The organism is Niabella drilacis, assembly GCF_900101395.1.
GTDB classification, from domain to species: Bacteria; Bacteroidota; Bacteroidia; order Chitinophagales; family Chitinophagaceae; genus Niabella; species Niabella drilacis.
On the sequence record NZ_FMZO01000009.1, the window covers coordinates 204,124 to 219,800 of the forward strand.

General features: G+C 49.4%; 15 protein-coding genes. 4 read left to right on the top strand and 11 right to left on the bottom strand.

Going from position 1 to position 15,677, the window contains the following annotated elements; translation table 11 throughout:
• Position 1 precedes the first annotated feature (1 nt).
• Positions 2 to 1,450, bottom strand: coding sequence for a DUF6600 domain-containing protein (locus BLS44_RS16575; RefSeq protein WP_090391337.1), 1,449 nt, complete (start codon positions 1,448 to 1,450; stop codon positions 2 to 4).
• Positions 1,451 to 1,750: 300 nt separating this feature from the next.
• Here BLS44_RS16575 and BLS44_RS16580 point away from each other — a divergent pair, with 300 nt between their 5' ends.
• Entirely contained in the window at positions 1,751 to 2,389 is a 639-nt protein-coding gene (locus BLS44_RS16580; RefSeq protein WP_090391338.1) for a J domain-containing protein, read from the top strand.
• 34 nt (positions 2,390 to 2,423) lie between these two features.
• On the top strand, positions 2,424 to 3,128 hold the full coding sequence (locus BLS44_RS16585) for a rhomboid family intramembrane serine protease (protein ID WP_090391339.1): 705 nt from the start codon (positions 2,424 to 2,426) through the stop codon (positions 3,126 to 3,128).
• Between the two features lie 221 nt (positions 3,129 to 3,349).
• Here the strand turns inward: BLS44_RS16585 and BLS44_RS16590 are convergent, their stop codons facing one another.
• From BLS44_RS16590 to BLS44_RS16635, 10 genes are all read right to left on the bottom strand, one after another.
• Positions 3,350 to 4,126 (bottom strand): LytR/AlgR family response regulator transcription factor, encoded by a 777-nt coding sequence (locus tag BLS44_RS16590; protein WP_090391340.1) that lies wholly within the window; start codon positions 4,124 to 4,126, stop codon positions 3,350 to 3,352.
• A gap of 6 nt (positions 4,127 to 4,132) precedes the next feature.
• Entirely contained in the window at positions 4,133 to 5,245 is a 1,113-nt protein-coding gene (locus tag BLS44_RS16595; protein ID WP_245729239.1) for a sensor histidine kinase, read from the bottom strand.
• A 17-nt stretch (positions 5,246 to 5,262) separates the two neighbouring features.
• Complete coding sequence (locus BLS44_RS16600) at positions 5,263 to 6,255, bottom strand: NAD-dependent epimerase/dehydratase family protein (RefSeq protein WP_090391342.1); 993 nt, start codon at positions 6,253 to 6,255, stop codon at positions 5,263 to 5,265.
• Between the two features lie 3 nt (positions 6,256 to 6,258).
• On the bottom strand, positions 6,259 to 7,053 hold the full coding sequence (locus BLS44_RS16605; protein ID WP_090391371.1) for an SDR family NAD(P)-dependent oxidoreductase: 795 nt from the start codon (positions 7,051 to 7,053) through the stop codon (positions 6,259 to 6,261).
• An 87-nt stretch (positions 7,054 to 7,140) separates the two neighbouring features.
• A complete protein-coding gene (locus BLS44_RS16610) occupies positions 7,141 to 7,767 on the bottom strand; it encodes an SRPBCC family protein (protein ID WP_143019818.1) in 627 nt (208 codons plus the stop codon).
• A 231-nt stretch (positions 7,768 to 7,998) separates the two neighbouring features.
• On the bottom strand, positions 7,999 to 8,709 hold the full coding sequence (locus BLS44_RS16615; RefSeq protein WP_090391344.1) for a head GIN domain-containing protein: 711 nt from the start codon (positions 8,707 to 8,709) through the stop codon (positions 7,999 to 8,001).
• A 37-nt stretch (positions 8,710 to 8,746) separates the two neighbouring features.
• Entirely contained in the window at positions 8,747 to 9,769 is a 1,023-nt protein-coding gene (locus BLS44_RS16620) for a hypothetical protein (protein ID WP_090391345.1), read from the bottom strand.
• 58 nt (positions 9,770 to 9,827) lie between these two features.
• On the bottom strand, positions 9,828 to 11,561 hold the full coding sequence (locus tag BLS44_RS16625) for an STN and carboxypeptidase regulatory-like domain-containing protein (RefSeq protein ID WP_090391346.1): 1,734 nt from the start codon (positions 11,559 to 11,561) through the stop codon (positions 9,828 to 9,830).
• Positions 11,562 to 11,566: 5 nt separating this feature from the next.
• Positions 11,567 to 12,520 (bottom strand): FecR domain-containing protein, encoded by a 954-nt coding sequence (locus BLS44_RS16630; RefSeq protein WP_090391347.1) that lies wholly within the window; start codon positions 12,518 to 12,520, stop codon positions 11,567 to 11,569.
• Between the two features lie 3 nt (positions 12,521 to 12,523).
• Positions 12,524 to 13,063, bottom strand: a complete 540-nt coding sequence (locus BLS44_RS16635) for an RNA polymerase sigma-70 factor (RefSeq protein ID WP_090391348.1) — start codon at positions 13,061 to 13,063, stop codon at positions 12,524 to 12,526.
• 185 nt (positions 13,064 to 13,248) lie between these two features.
• Here BLS44_RS16635 and BLS44_RS16640 point away from each other — a divergent pair, with 185 nt between their 5' ends.
• Together BLS44_RS16640 and BLS44_RS16645 are read left to right on the top strand one after the other, a co-directional pair.
• On the top strand, positions 13,249 to 14,826 hold the full coding sequence (locus BLS44_RS16640) for a M1 family metallopeptidase (protein WP_090391349.1): 1,578 nt from the start codon (positions 13,249 to 13,251) through the stop codon (positions 14,824 to 14,826).
• 6 nt (positions 14,827 to 14,832) lie between these two features.
• Entirely contained in the window at positions 14,833 to 15,618 is a 786-nt protein-coding gene (locus tag BLS44_RS16645) for an SDR family oxidoreductase (RefSeq protein ID WP_090391350.1), read from the top strand.
• The last annotated feature ends 59 nt before the right edge of the window (positions 15,619 to 15,677 follow it).

Sequence of the window (15,677 nt, forward strand, 5' to 3'; positions counted from 1 at the left end):
TTTACCTTCTTCTGCCTTCGGCGCTGCCCCGGCTGCTGCCTTCTCCTCCGCGGTAGCCACCGCCCCTGGAATATCCGCCGCCATCACTTCTTACCGGTGCACTTCTCTGTACCTGGGCTTCACGGCTACGTACGGCTTCCTGCCGCTGACTTTCACGCTGCCGCATCTGTTCTGCCCGCTGGGTGCTCTCCTGGTTCCTGCGCGCTTCCATCTGCTGATCACGCTGCTGCCGCATCTGCTCTGCCCGCTGGGTATTCTCCTGGCTCCTGCGCGCTTCCATCTGCTGATCGCGCTGCTGCCGCATCTGCTCTGCCCGCTGGGTGTTTTCCTGGCTCCTGCGCAGCTCCATCTGCTGATCGCGCTGCCGTACCACTCCATCGTTGCTCCGCGCGTTTTCCCTGTCACTTCTGCGCTGACTTAGCTGTTCGTTCTCCCTGTTTACCTGTACATCGCCAGCCGTACGCCCTGAGGTGCGGCCCCCGGATACTTCCTGGTTGCTGCGGCTCCTGCGGTCACCGGTCACGCCCCGATCTCCTCTTACATCGGTACCCGGGTTATTGTTCTCATAGCGCCCCCGTACGGCATCACCTCTTCTTCCGGCTTCTGTACTCCCACGACCGGTGTTGCTGCGGTTTACCCGGGCAGCTTCCCGGTTGTATTGCTCAACGGACCTCGGCGCATACCGGGTGTTATCGCTACCCCTCTGAACAGATGGACGATAAACAGACACCTCGTTGCGGCCTATTGAAGTACGGCCCGGCCTGTTTGCATCCCGCACCCGAACGGTTTGAACACGCCCTGCATACCGTTCTACATCGGTACGGCGCGGACCGTTCGAATAATATCCTCTTCCTCCATAACTGCGGCCACCATAGTTATTGATAATGGTTGTATTATGAATAATGGTTACGTTATTCCTGTAAGGGTAATAGTACCGGTCGATATAACGGGATCCCATATAACGGCAGGGAGCAAAGGTCCAGTAATCATAAGGAGGGTTATAATTGCCAAACCCGATATTGATGCTGATACCGGGGCGCAGCGGTGCCCATCCGTAATAATCGCCGCCGCCTCTCCAGGCTACCCATCCCGGAGACCACTCGTAACCCGGCACCCACATCCATCCGTAAAACGGATCGTAAAACCAGCGGCCATAGTGAAAAGGAGCCCAGCCCCAGTCATAATCAGACGCCCACATCCAATCGTCACCGTCGGCATACACCCAGCGGCCATTGCTCGAATAGGGCCTGAAATCGGTACCTACCCGCGGACGCCAGGTATACCCGTAATCCGGGTAATCGATCCATTCCCCGTAAGGACTCAGCTCGTCATAAAAGGTCTGAAAATTAATGCTTACCCCAACCCTTGGCTGAGCTGCTGCCTTCTCAGAAACAGACAAAGCCAGCGCCAGGAATAAACCAAAGCTCCATGTGGTAATAAGTCGTTTCATGTTTAAAAATTATTTTTTTGAGTTAAAATTGTTACCGAGGCGGCAGGCATTCAGGTGCTGTTGCTTTCTCTTATTTTATAGACGGCAATTTATTGCTGAAGTTGTCAAACAGCCGGCAAACTAACAATTGTTATGAAAAATTTAAGTAAAAATTATTAACATTTTCGCAGCGGGGAATCCGGAACCGGGATCCGGAACTGAGAATTAAGCGTCAGGGCATTCAGAACCAGCTAATCAAGGCGTTGCCAATGACCGGGACTGGCCACAGATCATTAAATTTGCGTAAAACGGTTATTCGCGTTGAAGGACTATTATCAAATACTGGGGGTGCCCCCTTCTGCCACCCTTGCCGATATAAAGATAGCATACCGGAAGCTGGCACATACCTGCCACCCCGATAAAAATCCTTCCGACACCTATGCTGCCGCCCGCTTCAATCTTATTAAGGAGGCTTATGATACACTGACCCGCCCGGAACTGAAAGCGCAATACCTGCAGGAACGCTGGCTGAGCCAATCGATGGGCGCACCTGTTGAAAAAACAGCAACCACGCCTCCACAGATATTAAAGGCTGTATTAGCCGCCCACCAGCAGCTTATTCATTACGATGAATACCGGGTTGACAAAAAGGGGCTTTACGAAACCCTGCTTGCGCTTATTGCCCCCTCCGGGATCGAGATCCTGAATCAGTTCAACCAGCAGGACATTAACCGGGAAGTAGTCAAATGGATGACCCACAGCCTGTTTTTATTATACCCGCAGGATCAGTTGCAAATGCTGGTACAGCTTAAAAAGGTCTCAGCCCCCCCAGAGAGCAAAGTACTGATAGCAAACAAAGAAGCAGCGCTCCGCAGAACGATCCGTTTTAACCGTTACAAGCCCTTTTTGATTTTAGGTCTAATTATCCTACTTTGCATTATCATCGCATATTCCTTATAAGAGGCATATTGGTTCATTTTAAATTTTATCCGTTATGATGCCAATCGGGGACGACAATACCGGGCGCACCACTACCCCTTATGTAAACTATTTATTAATTGCTGTCAATATTTTTGTTTTCATCTACTATCAGCGGCTGGGAACCAATGTTGATTTCCTGATGCGTTATGCGGCCGTTCCGGGAGAGATCCTTACCGGCAGGGATATTGTCGGAACAAATGATCTCGGTCCATCCCCGGTACCCGTCTATACCACCATTTTCACTTCTATGTTCATGCATGGGAACATTGCGCATATCCTGGGGAATATGCTGTACCTGTCCATTTTCGGAGACAATATTGAAAACGCAATGGGGCATCTCCGCTACCTTGTGTTTTATCTCTTATGCGGTGTGCTGGCCTCCCTGGCCCATGTATTGATGGCCTTTTTCCTGGGAGACGGCCTGCTCGTTCCCAGTCTCGGGGCTTCGGGCGCGATCTCCGGTGTGCTGGGCGGATACCTGGTTTTATTCCCCAAAAACCGGGTACGCATCTGGGCGCTGCTATTTACATTCCGCGTTCCGGCGGTCATTACTTTGGGCATCTGGATCATTATGCAGGTGGTCAGCCAGGTAAATACGATCGGCAACAGCGAAGCCTCGGGCGTTGCTTATGCTGCACATATCGGGGGCTTCCTGGCAGGCATGTTGCTGGTGCGTTTTTTTGCAAACAGGCGACAATTGGGGAAGGTGAGAATATGAGAAGGTGAAAATAGGGAAGTGTGGAAATGGGGGGCTATAATATAAAAACGGATCTGAACAGTGCTAATGGCTGATGGTCGATCGTCCATAGTTAATCGTCTTCTGCCCCGAATGTTCGGGGTTCGGAAAAACATCAAGCAAAAAACAGATCTGCCCTGAAACAAAAAAATGTCCCGTGAGCAATGAAACACCGGCCTTTCCGAAGGTTCGGAACCAAAACCTTACACAGTCCCCGCGTCCCGCCCTTCCAGCCAGCCTTTGAAAAGCGCCACCCGCTCCCGGCTCACCACCGTATCGGTATCCGCTTCGGGGTTCAGCTGCAGGACCAGCCGGCTGTTATAATAGCTGTTGATCTTTACAATAGCGTCGATACAGATGATCATCTTCCGGTTGATGCGAAAGAACATCGTTTTGTTCAGCATCTTATCCATCTGGTCCAGGGAATAATCCAGTGGTACTTTCTTTCCTGTATGTGTTACCGCCCTGGTGATCCCATCGGCATAATAGACGCAGGCTATATCTTTCGACTTTACGTATGCGATCTGGTTATTGGCCCTGCCGACAAACCGTGTATTTTCCTGCCGGTAAAACGCCTCGGCTATCCGCGACAGATCGAGGGCCGTGCCGGGATCTGCTTTGGGTTTAAAGTAGTTGAATTTCTGCAGGGCCCGCTCCAGCGCTGAGCGCTCCACCGGTTTTAAGAGATAGTCAATACTGTGCACTTTAAATGCCTGCAGGGCAAATTTATCATAGGCCGTTGTGAAGATCACCGGCATCCTGATCTCCGCCTGCTGAAACAACTCAAAACAATTACCATCGGAAAGCTGGATATCCATAAACGCGAGGTCGATATTGCTGCCATGTGCTGTCAGCCATTTTTTTCCCTCATCGATCGATTCGATCACCCGGAGTACTTTCAGATCCGGCACCAGTCCTTCCAGTAACTGGATCAGGCGGTCTGCATTCAGCTTTTCGTCTTCAAATATGATGCTATTCATTTACTCTTATTGATTAAACTGCTCTTTTAATGCTTCCGGAAGCAGGGGAAGCTGCACCGTAAAATGATCGCAGGTTTCTTTAATATCCACCGTTGCGCCGGTGATCAGTTCATACCTTTTCCGGATGTTGGACAATCCCACACCCGTGGAAAAGCGGATCCCGTTGCGTTTCCTCAGATCATTGGATACAATAACATACTGATCAGTAAACCGGATGCTGATATCCAGCGGCGCGTTTACGGCAAAGCGGTTATGCTTGACCGCATTTTCTACCAACATCTGCAGGGCAGAGGGCGGCAGCAATGCAGCTCGCTGTTTTTCCGAGGGTGTGTCCATATGGAACCGGATGCTGCTCTGATGGCGAATGCGGATCAGGAATAAATACGACTCCAGAAAAGACAGTTCTGTGTGAACCGGAACCAGGTTCTCTTCCTTCTGATCAAGGATATAACGATAACATTTTGAAAGCTGTGTTATATATTCGGCCGACAGGTCAGCGCTCTGATAAACAAGACCTGTCAATACGCTTAGCGAATTAAAAAAGAAATGCGGATCGATCTGGCTTTTTAGCACATCATACCGGGCCTGCATATTCTCCCGCTTCAGCCGCTCGGCATTGAGCCGGGCCTCCTGCCAGTTCTTATAGTAAAAAAGAAGCCCGTTAAAACTCAAGATCAGAAGGTAAAAGATAAAGGCCCCGAATATCAGGTCATAACTCAACCGGCTGAAACTTTTCCAGGCTTCGTAGTTATTAAAAAAATAAATATCATAAAACGAATACGTAAGGCCGAAAAGGAATGCTGCGAAAACACCGAATAACACCAGCCCCAAACAGGGTAAAACAACGGAATACGGAAACCGCTTTTTTGTCATGCGCTTTTGTAAGAACCGGGAAAGCCCCTCCCCCGTCAACCATATCAGCAACCCAAGCGCAACAAACATCAGGCTAAATGACTGCTTCCGGAAAAAGGAAGATCCGCCGGTACTGGCAAACGACATGTCAAAAGAACGGAACACCACGCTAAAGCCATACAGGATCACGATCCGCACTCCATAGGTGACCAGGGGATGCTGTAACAGCATCTCCAGCTGCCGCCTGCTCATCCTTCTTAATGCCAAAATTATTGCACCCAGTATCATATGCGTGTATGATCATTTTTATGAAACCAGTCAAGCGCTTCCTCAATAGCAACAGCAACCGGTGTATAACGGAGCCCAAATGTGCGGGCAGCTTTTTGCCCTGAATAATAATTTTGCAGGCACAGCAAATAAGCCGATGCATAGTTCAGCATCCGTCTTTTCCCGGTCAGATAGCCAATGGCAGTTCCCAGTAAGCCTCCTATTTTCAGCGCAATGGCAGGGATCCCCAGCATTACAGGCCGCTGCCGGGCCAGCCGGTGCACCATCCTGAAAAATTCACGGTAACTTAGGTTCTCGCCGGCTATCAGAAAACAGTCACCGTTTTCGCCATTGTCACAGGCAAAGACAATGGCCCTGCTTACATCCTTTACATGCACAAAATTTTTTCCTCCCGGCGGATAAAACAGCAGCATTTTGTCCAGCGCATATTTCAGCAGCTGACCGGAGCTGGGTTTCAGATCATGCGCCCCGATCATAAATGTAGGATTTAAAATCACGGCGGGCAATCCTTTTTCCACTACGGCTTCCAGCACTTTTTGCTGAGCAATATATTTGGTATTGATATAGGGTGAATTGATCTTAAAAAGTGAAAAAGGATTCAGCTCTGTGCCCGGATGCTCCCGGGTACCCGGTGCCATGGTATTGGCGGTGCTGATATAGATCAGCCGTTTCACCCTTTCGCCCAGACAAGCCCGGATGATGTTTTCTGTCCCCTGTATATTAACCTGTTCATACTCTTTTAATTCAATACCCCATTGTCCTGTAAGGGATGCGGTATGCACTACATAATCGCAGTCCGTAACTGCCGCCGCCACGTCAGCGGCGTTCTCAACAGCTCCGTAATACCGTTCGCAAAAAAGCCCGTTCAGCAACTCTGTATTCGCCGACCGGCGGATCAGCACCCGCACTTCAAAACCCCGCCGGCAAAACTCGAGGGCCGTATTATATCCCAGCAAGCCGCTGGCACCCGTGATCAATACTTTTGGCATCTTTTAATGTGTTAATTGTAGTTCCCGTTTAATGACCCCTGAGATCAGGCGAACCTTGATCGTAGAGGGAATGATCCCCATCAGTTTCTGATTCATCCGGTTCCACCACCCGGGAACGATCACCGCCCTGCCTGCCAGCGTTTGCCGAACGATCCGGTTGGCCAGGTCCATCGTGGATACAAGACCCAGCCGGCCCTTATACCCCTGCAGCAGGATACGCTGCGAGGTATTGGAATTGGTCATAATGGGTCCCGGGCAGGCTACGCTAACGGATAGCCCTTCATGCTGCATCTCCTCCCGCAGCCCTAATGAAAAAGAGGACACAAAAGCCTTTGATGCGGGATAAACTGTTTTATAAGCAATAGGTGAAAAAGCTGCCATGCTGGCAATATTCAATACATAGCTCTTCTCATGCCGTAATAATTGCGGCAACAGCTCCCGGGTGAGCAACGCTGTGCAGGAGATGTTCAACCGGATGATCTTATCAATTACCTGCGGCGAGCAGTCCAGCATCGGCACAGTGCCTCCCATACCCGCATTATTGATCAGGAAATTCACGGCAAAGCTTGCTTTAATGATCCCGACATGCGTTTCAAATGCTTCATTGCTGGTAAGATCAAATTCAAAGATATGCACCTCCACTCCATAAAGGCGGCGCAACTCTTCGCCGGTTCTTTTGATGGCACTCCCGGGAAGTGCGATGAGGATCAGGTTCATCTTCAACCGGGCGCAGCAAAGCGCAAAAGCGCTTCCCAATCCGCTGCTGGCTCCTGTGATTAATGTATACGTTTTATTCATCTGTATTTTTTTTATCCTGCCGGGAGGAACGATTTTACCGGTCACTCCGCCCCCGGGCATCCGGGGTCCGGGAAAAATTTTCATAGCTCAGGAATGTTGTAACAGTGATTTAAACCGGGCCATCGTGGTAAGGATGTTGTCATACACGATAGGATCAGAGACCCAGCGCGGAACCGAACCGCTTTTATTAGTGAGGATCTGGTAAGTAATGCGGCTCTGGTTCTGTGCCAGCTCATCCACCACCCACCTGCCTGCAGTACCCTCCAGGCGGGTCACATTTTTAAACTGCGGATATACCTGGTGCCGGATACTTTCAAAATAAATGATACCGGAATGAGAGAACGGATTGCCTTTAGCATAAGAATACCTTAAGCTGCAGTCCTGATCCTCCATCGGCCAGGGCAACGAATAGCGGATGTAGTTTAGCCACACATTTTCATCCCGGGTGGGGGTAATCTTATACTGGCTCGATTTAACGTTCCAGCGGCTCCCTTTTCCGGCGTCTTTTAACAACGCCACTACATCTGCTGCGCCTGCACCCACTACGTCAAACGACAGTTTCAGTTCCCTTACTTTATTTCCGTTATGCATCACCCAGCGCTCATACAAACGAATGCCGTCAGAAATTTTTACCAGCTTAAAATCACCGGAAGGTGCTGCACTCAATAAACCAGCCACCAGGACTAACAGTAACAGGATGGGTATCTTTTTCATAAAACTATTTTTTACAAACATAACAGTACCGGTGTCCCTTTAAAAACAATAACGTACGAGCTGCACGATTTTGAGGGTGGGATGTTGGTTTTTTCTGTGAACCGGTATCCGTATTTTATCATTAACATTTTTTAAGAAACCGTTCAAAAGCGCTTAATATCTGTAAGAAGAATGCGAAGTACAGCTGCAAATCGGACAAGCCCGAAAGGTACTCCGCATTCTGCAAAGGCATTACCATCCTTTCACCGTTCCCGAGCCGGTAATTGCTGCCGAAACAACAGGATGCCCTACGTAGCGCACGTCCCCGCTGCCGGTAATTGTTACGTTCAGCTGATCTGTTGCCCATACTTTGGCATCGCCGGAACCTGTGAGGCGGAGCTTTACTTCATTGCTCTGTACCTGGTGCACATCATAGTTCCCGCTCCCGGTAAGGGTTACATCCTGGCTGTTACACTGCCCGGCGCTGACCGTCACATCGCCATTGCCACTGATCTGTGCTTTCAGCGAAGCAACGGACAGTTTTGCAAGGATCATATTACCGGAGCCTGTGAGCTTCAGGTCCATGGAACCAGCCGTTATTTCATCGAAAGCAGTAAAATTGCCGCTGCCGGTAAGGGTTACTGCGTTCAGGTCAGGAGCCGTCACATATACCGTTACACTTCCTCTTTTGATGGTCACGTTATTGGGTGTGCGGATCACCAGTTTTCCGTTGATCACTTCCGTAATCACATACCGCTGTACGTTATCCGCAGCAAGCACTTCCACTTTTGTTGCGGCCCCTTTGGTATATTCCACATGACCGCTGATTGTTGTTTCAATTTTATCAAAGCCTGTTACATTCCGCGTTTCCCGTACCGCCGGGCCATCCGGATATACTTTTTTACACCCCTGGGCGGCTGCCAGTAATAACACCATAAAAGATAAGAACAAGATCTGTTTCATTTTCGTTTTGATTTTTATATGTGATTGATTAGAATAATTAAAGACGGATATTGATACCGGCAACAGCGCCCGGTGCTACGAGCAGCACCGATTCCCGCTTTTTGATCTTCCAGATATAATGCCCGGAGAACAACTCAGAATCCGACTGGTCCGTAAGATACAGGGCGGGCCCTACGGTTAGCTCTATGGCCGGTGTAACTTTTACTCCCAGCAATGTTCTTAACGATTCAATATGCCTGATAAAATTATGCACATCGGTCCGCGCAAGCAGCACCGCCTCCGTATTCACCCGTAAGCCACGGGCCAGCGGTATGCGGTATCCCAGGCCGGTTTCCATCTGGAGCACCGTGCTGTTCTGATCCTTGTCCCTGGCCAGGCCTGCCCCTATAATGCCATAGGTCTTATAGCTCCCTGTGCGCAATACGATACCCGCCGACACATCATCGTAAACCTGCAGCCCGAGTTGCTTTTCGCCGGTTTTAATAAAGTTTAGAATGCCGATGGGATAGCGGGAGCTGTCAGCGATGTTGATGAGCCCCGACAACTGAATGCCCTTCACGGTTTGGGCATTGTTAACCAAACCAGCGATCTGATAGCCGGCATGCCGCGATGTGTTGACCAGGCCGGCCAGCTGCAACAGGCTGTAATGGCTATAATTGCTTAGCCCGGCTACCTGTATAAACCCATTGCCGGCTTCCTGGTTGTGCAACCCTGCCAGTTGTAATCCTCTTCCATTCCGGGAGGTATTTACCAGGCCGGCAACGGCCACGCCTTTATTGGAACCTTTTACCTGGTTGACCAATCCGCTGACCATAACCCCACGATTGCTTCCGTAAAGTGTGGTGTGCAAACCGGCAACGGAAGCGCCCTTGTTATCATGGTTCACACCCTGCAATATATGTAATGCAAAGGCCGGACTTATATCCCGCGCATAACGCCCCTGCGTGCTGATGGGGGTTACCAGGCCCAGGTGCACTGTTTTGCCGGCGCTTTCCTGTGCAACCAGCTTCAAACCGGCAATAACAAATACCGGTAATAAAATAGAATGTTTAATTTTCATGTCTTTAGTAATGTATATCTCTAATACATCCTAAAGCATTATTACCCCTATGCTGCTATTAAAAAAGATTCATCCCTATGGTCCAGCCCAGGCTTAAGGGCTTACGGCTGTTTTCGTTCAGGGTGATCATATTGCGGCGAAAGCCGGTATAGAGGTTCCGGCCCTCATTATTCCCCGTAAGCTGATACTGCAACCGGGGACCTGTAAACAATTGCAGCCTGGGACTTGCCTGGTAAACCAGCAATGGCTGAAAACAGACGTTATCGTAATCCGTGTTGAACTCTTTTGCCGTGGTATAAAACAGGCTTACCAGTTCAGCTGCCATTTTTATCTTCCGCTTCAGCCTCCACTCGCTACCCAGCCCATAACCAAACAGGTAGTAGCCCCCGGGATCACCGGCCTGCACCCAACCCACTTGAAGGATATTATATAAAGCCCGGTTCCCCGACTTATAACTGAGATTGACCTGGCCGTTCTCCTGTGCGGATACCGATAGCGCGTGCTTGCCGTTACGGTGATAGTTAATGGGGCCAATAGCAATACCCCTGAGCGTGTCCGCCAGGTTTACAACACCTAATTGAAACCCATTGATCTTCTTTGCACGGTTCACCAAACCAGCTACCTGGGTTCCCTGCGTCATGGTTATTGTTACATTCACCAATCCCGAGAGCTGCAGGCCCTTCTGAAAAACGGAGGTACGGTTTACCAGCCCTGACAGTTGCATTCCTTTTTTTACGCTATGCGCGTTATTGGCGATACCGGCTATCTGCAAACCGGTGAATGCCTGTGTTTCGTTATACCATCCGGCTATCTGCACACCGCTTACGGCGCTCTTGTCGGCATTGGCAAGCCCGCCGATCTGTATGCCGCTTACGGTATCGCCGGCATAGTTATAAAGCCCGCCGATCTGTACGCCGCTCACGCTGCCCCCCACAATATTGGCCAGCCCTCCTATTTGCAGGGAACGCACGTGTTTTTGCACTATATTGAATAAGCCCCCTATTTCTAGCGCGTCCACCTGCGCTGCGTATCCGCCCAATACATTAAAGGACAGGTTGTTCTCCTGCTGTCCTTTCAATACATTTTTTGTAGCAATACCCGGAAGGAGTCCCAGCTGGAATTTCTGCCGGTAAAAATAGTTTTTCAGGTTGACGCTGCTCAGCTTCTGCCGCGTGCCGATCAGCCTGCGGGCCAGCCAGTGTTTTTGTACGTACACCATCCGCACTTCACTCTCTTCCATTATGCGGGGCACCAGCGGCACATTCAGCGCCTTGTTATTCTTGCTGTCAATGGGCAGAATGGTGTCGTAGTATGAGATCCGGTTTATGGTTAGCTGCATATTGGCCGATTGGGGCATCCGCAGTGAAAATTGCCCCTGCTCATCCGACATCGTCCCGATCTGCAACTCCGGTATATAAACGCTGGCATAGGCCACGGGCGCCTGATCTGTAGCATCAAACAAACGCCCCTCCACCACAATATAAGGAAGCTCCCTTTTACGGATAACTACCTTATTATTCTGCACAAGGTACTGGTATTCGTTATCAAAGATCATATCCAGTATCTGCCGCACCGGCTTATCCGATACAGCAAAAGAGATCTTTTTCTGGTTTTTGATAAACTGGTTATCGTAGGAAAAATAAAACCCGGCCCGGGCTTCGATCTGCATCAGTGCATCATACATGGTAATATTCCTGAAATCAACAGAAATCACTTTTTCCAATAGTGCCTGCTGGGCTATAACAAACGAACCCGAAAAAAAAAGCAGCAAGGTTAAGATATACTTTTTCAAAAGGCTTATTTAGTAATGACGTAATGATTCTCCTTCTTTTGCCAGGTTGCATTCATCGTTAGTGCAATATTCTCTATGGCCTGCTCCGGGGCTTCATAGGAAAAATAGGTACTGGTTATCTTTCTACCCGCAAGGGCCGGATCCAGCACGATCTCTATATTGTACAGCTCCTCCAGTATACGTACCAGCTGATCGATGCGCATGTCTCTGCACCGGATCGTTTGCGTTTCCAGCACCTCGTCGATCACGGTTTTCATATCACGCAGCTGCAATTGTCCTGTATGATTATCCTTTACGATCTTCTGATGCGCCACGGCCGTTACCATTTGACCTCCGACGGTTGCTTTTACCTTTCCGGAGCGCACAAATACTGTATTAAAATCGGCACGCTGCTGTATGGTAAACGAAGTGCCCAGCACCTGTACATCCATATCCTGGTTATGAATTATAAAAGGCCGGCCGGGATCGCGGGCTATGTCGAACTGCGCATCCCCCTTCAGGACAACGACCCTGTCTTTTTCATTAAAGTTCTTATCGATCTCCAGCCGCGCATTCGGATAAAGTACAATACTGCTCTTATCCTTTAACCGGATATTCCTGGCTGCCGCCTGTGCCGTATATTCACGGGGCCCCGGCCTGTTCATCATAAAAAACAGTACCACAAGTCCCGCAAAAGACGCCGCAATGGCGCCTGCCTGCCACCATTTCATTCGCATGATCCTGGCCGGGCGACGGGGCGGGGCGGACGCCGTATTATCAATCTGCGCCTGTACCTGTTCCCAGGCCCGTTCTTTATTATAAAGTGTATAGGACCCGCTCATCCGGGAAGCCTCCCAGGTACGGATCGTCTTTTCATAAATCGCTTCATGGGCCGGATCCTCCAGTAACCACTGCTCCACTTCCTTTTGTTCCGAAGCATCCAACAGCTGCTCATGATAGGCTACCAGTTTATGCTCCATATCTCATAAATTGAAAAGTTGATGAATAAATAAAAGCAACAGGCTCACCAGGTATGCCGCCAGGCCGCCCCGCAGGAACTTCAAAGCCTTCGTCATATGGTTTTCCACTGTTTTTACCGACAGGTCCAGTTCTCCGGCAACCTCCCGGTAGCTCAGCCCAAGCTGACGGCACATATAAAAGACCGTGGCGCATTTCTCCGGCAGCCGGTTCAGCAATCCCTGTATCTGCTCCTGCAGCTCTTTTTGCTCCGCAGTATTACCCCTGTCGGCCTCATCACCAGTAACCCTTGCAGTATGCGCATAAACAGCCTGCACGCCTTTATGCTTCAGGTGGTTGAGACATGTGTTCCGCACAGCAGTGTACAGGTATGCCTTTACGGAAGCCTCATTGATCGTAGCCCGGGTTTCCCAAAGCCGTATAAAAACGTTCTGCAAAATGTCCTCCACATAGACTTCCGACCTCAGTATGGAGCAGGCATAGCCGTACAATGCCTCATAATGAAGATCAAAAACCTGCCTGTATTGAACACTGTCCAAAGCCATTTCCTGTTGCAAATATAGTTGCGCTCTTAATGAATACAATCCAAATGGCATTTTCCCCTATGCTCAAAAATATTTTTTTTTTAATTTTCCGGGCGGCATTCCCGTAGTTTCTGTAAACAACGTTAAAACGGCGCGGTAAAACCACCCGCCCGCCATTTTTTGGCTACCTTTAAAAAAATGTGTTCATGAAGAAAATATTCACGCTTATTTTTACGGCTGTTGTTGCCGTTGGTTCTGCGCAGGAGGGATATTGGCAACAAGACCTGAAATACGATATGGAGGTAACGCTGAATGATAAAACCCAATCGCTTACCGGAAAACAAACGATCCAATACAAAAATAATTCACCGGAAACGCTCGATTTCATCTGGTTTCATCTTTGGCCCAATGCCTATAAGAACGACTCCACCGCCCTGCTGAAACAGATCCGGAGTGATCTTTCCAGGACGGAAAAACTTGGCTCCATCACCTATGGTTCTATTGACGGGCTCAATTTTAAAGTAGACGGCAAAACGGCAAAAACGGAACCCCATTCCAACCCGGAATATATCGATATTATTAAAGTACTGCTTCCTGCCCCGCTCAAACCCGGAGCCACCGCCACTATTACGACCAACTTCCGGGTAAAGCTCCCCTCCTACTTTTCAAGATCCGGTTTTGCCGATGGCGAATACATGGTTTGCCAGTGGTACCCCAAGCCTGCCGTCTTTGACAGGAACGGATGGCATGAGTTCCCCTACCTCGATATGGGAGAATTCTACAGCGAATATGCCGATTATAATGTAAAGATCACGCTTCCTGCCGACTACGTGGTGGGTGCCACGGGTGTTTTACAGGATAAAGATGAGCTGGAGCGTTATAAATCTATTGGCCGCATGAATACTTTTGCGAGACTTTCCCCGCCCAAACTTTACAAACCGGCTAAAGCAGGCTTAAAAACGCTGACCTATACAGCAGAAGATGTGCCGGACTTTGCCTGGTTTGCAGAAAAAGGACTGGTGATCCAATACGACACTATACAGTTAAAGGATAAAACGGTAGATGCTTTCACCTATTATCACAACCAGCCGGTTACTCTGTGGAACAACAGTATCGACTATGTAAAGGATGCTGTCCGCCATTACAGCCAGTGGATCGGTCCCTATCAATACCCCACGGTGCAGGCTATTGAAGGTCCTAAAAATAATTCAAGCGGGGGAATGGAGTACCCCATGATCACATTGATCACCTGCCCCGATGCCACCAGTGAATACCTGGATGGTGTGATCGCGCATGAAGTGGGGCACAACTGGTTTATGAGCATGCTGGGCTCCAATGAGCGGGCGCATACCTGGCAGGATGAGGGGCTGAACACCTACTACCAGTTCCGGTATGAGGCCGAAAAGTACCATTACAATTCGGTAGCCCGGGAGTCAATACCGGAGGAGATCAAAAAGCTGCCTGTGCGGGACTTCCAGGAGCGGATCTACCTGGCGCTTGCGCAGATTCCCATGCAAAGCGTTATAGAGCAGCCGGCCGCAGACTTTAAAACATCGGAGGACTATGGCCTGATCTCCTACATCAAAACAGCTATCTGGATGTACCTGCTGGAACACCAGTATGGCCAGGACAAGATCGATAAAGCCTTCCAGGATTATTTTAACACCTGGAAAAACAAGCATCCCCGGCCGGAAGACATGAAGGCCTCTTTTGAGAAAAGCCTGGGAACAAATCTTGACCGGTTCTTTGGTCTTCTTAAAAAACAGGGTTCACTCCTTCAATAATCATCTATGCACATCTCTTTAAAAAATAAAAAGGCCCTGGTAGGCGCCAGCAGTAGCGGACTGGGAAAAGCCATTGCCTGGCAGCTGGCCGAAAGCGGTGCCACGGTGACCCTGCTGGCACGGCACAAAGCAATATTGCAGCCGCTGGCTGCTTCCCTGCCGGCGCCCGAAAACCAGCAACACCAATATATCGCCACGGATTTTTCGGATATTGATGCATTCCGGAAGTGCATTGATCATTATTTTTCCGGCAATTCAGTAGATATCCTTGTCAATAACACCAGCGGTCCCAGTCCGGGCACAGCGCTGGAGAAAAAAGATGCAGACTATGTAACGGCTTTTAACCTCTTGTTCCGCACGGTTCAGTACACCACGGAAAAAGCGTTGCCGCATATGATCGCAAGCCGTTTTGGGAGGATCATAAACCTTACTTCCAGATCTGTAAAAGAACCTATTGAAGCCCTGGCTTTATCCAATACGATCCGCTCTGCCGTGGTTACCTGGGGAAAGACCCTGGCCACACAGGTAGCAAAAGATCACATAACGGTCAACAATATCCTAACCGGGAACTTTGAAACGGACCGCATTATGGAATTGTATGAACGGGAAGCCATTGCCAGGAACATGCCGCCGGAGGAATACAAAAAACAGGCACTGGAAGCCATTCCCATGAAACGGCTGGGGCAACCGGAGGAAATGGGAAACCTGGTCACATTCCTGGCTTCGGAACAGGCAGCTTATATTACCGGAACCAATATTGCGATTGACGGGGGATTGATAAAAGGAGTTTGAGGGGAACTGGTGAAATGTTTTTAGCAGGAAATGAAATGTGAAATGTGAACTCTTTTACT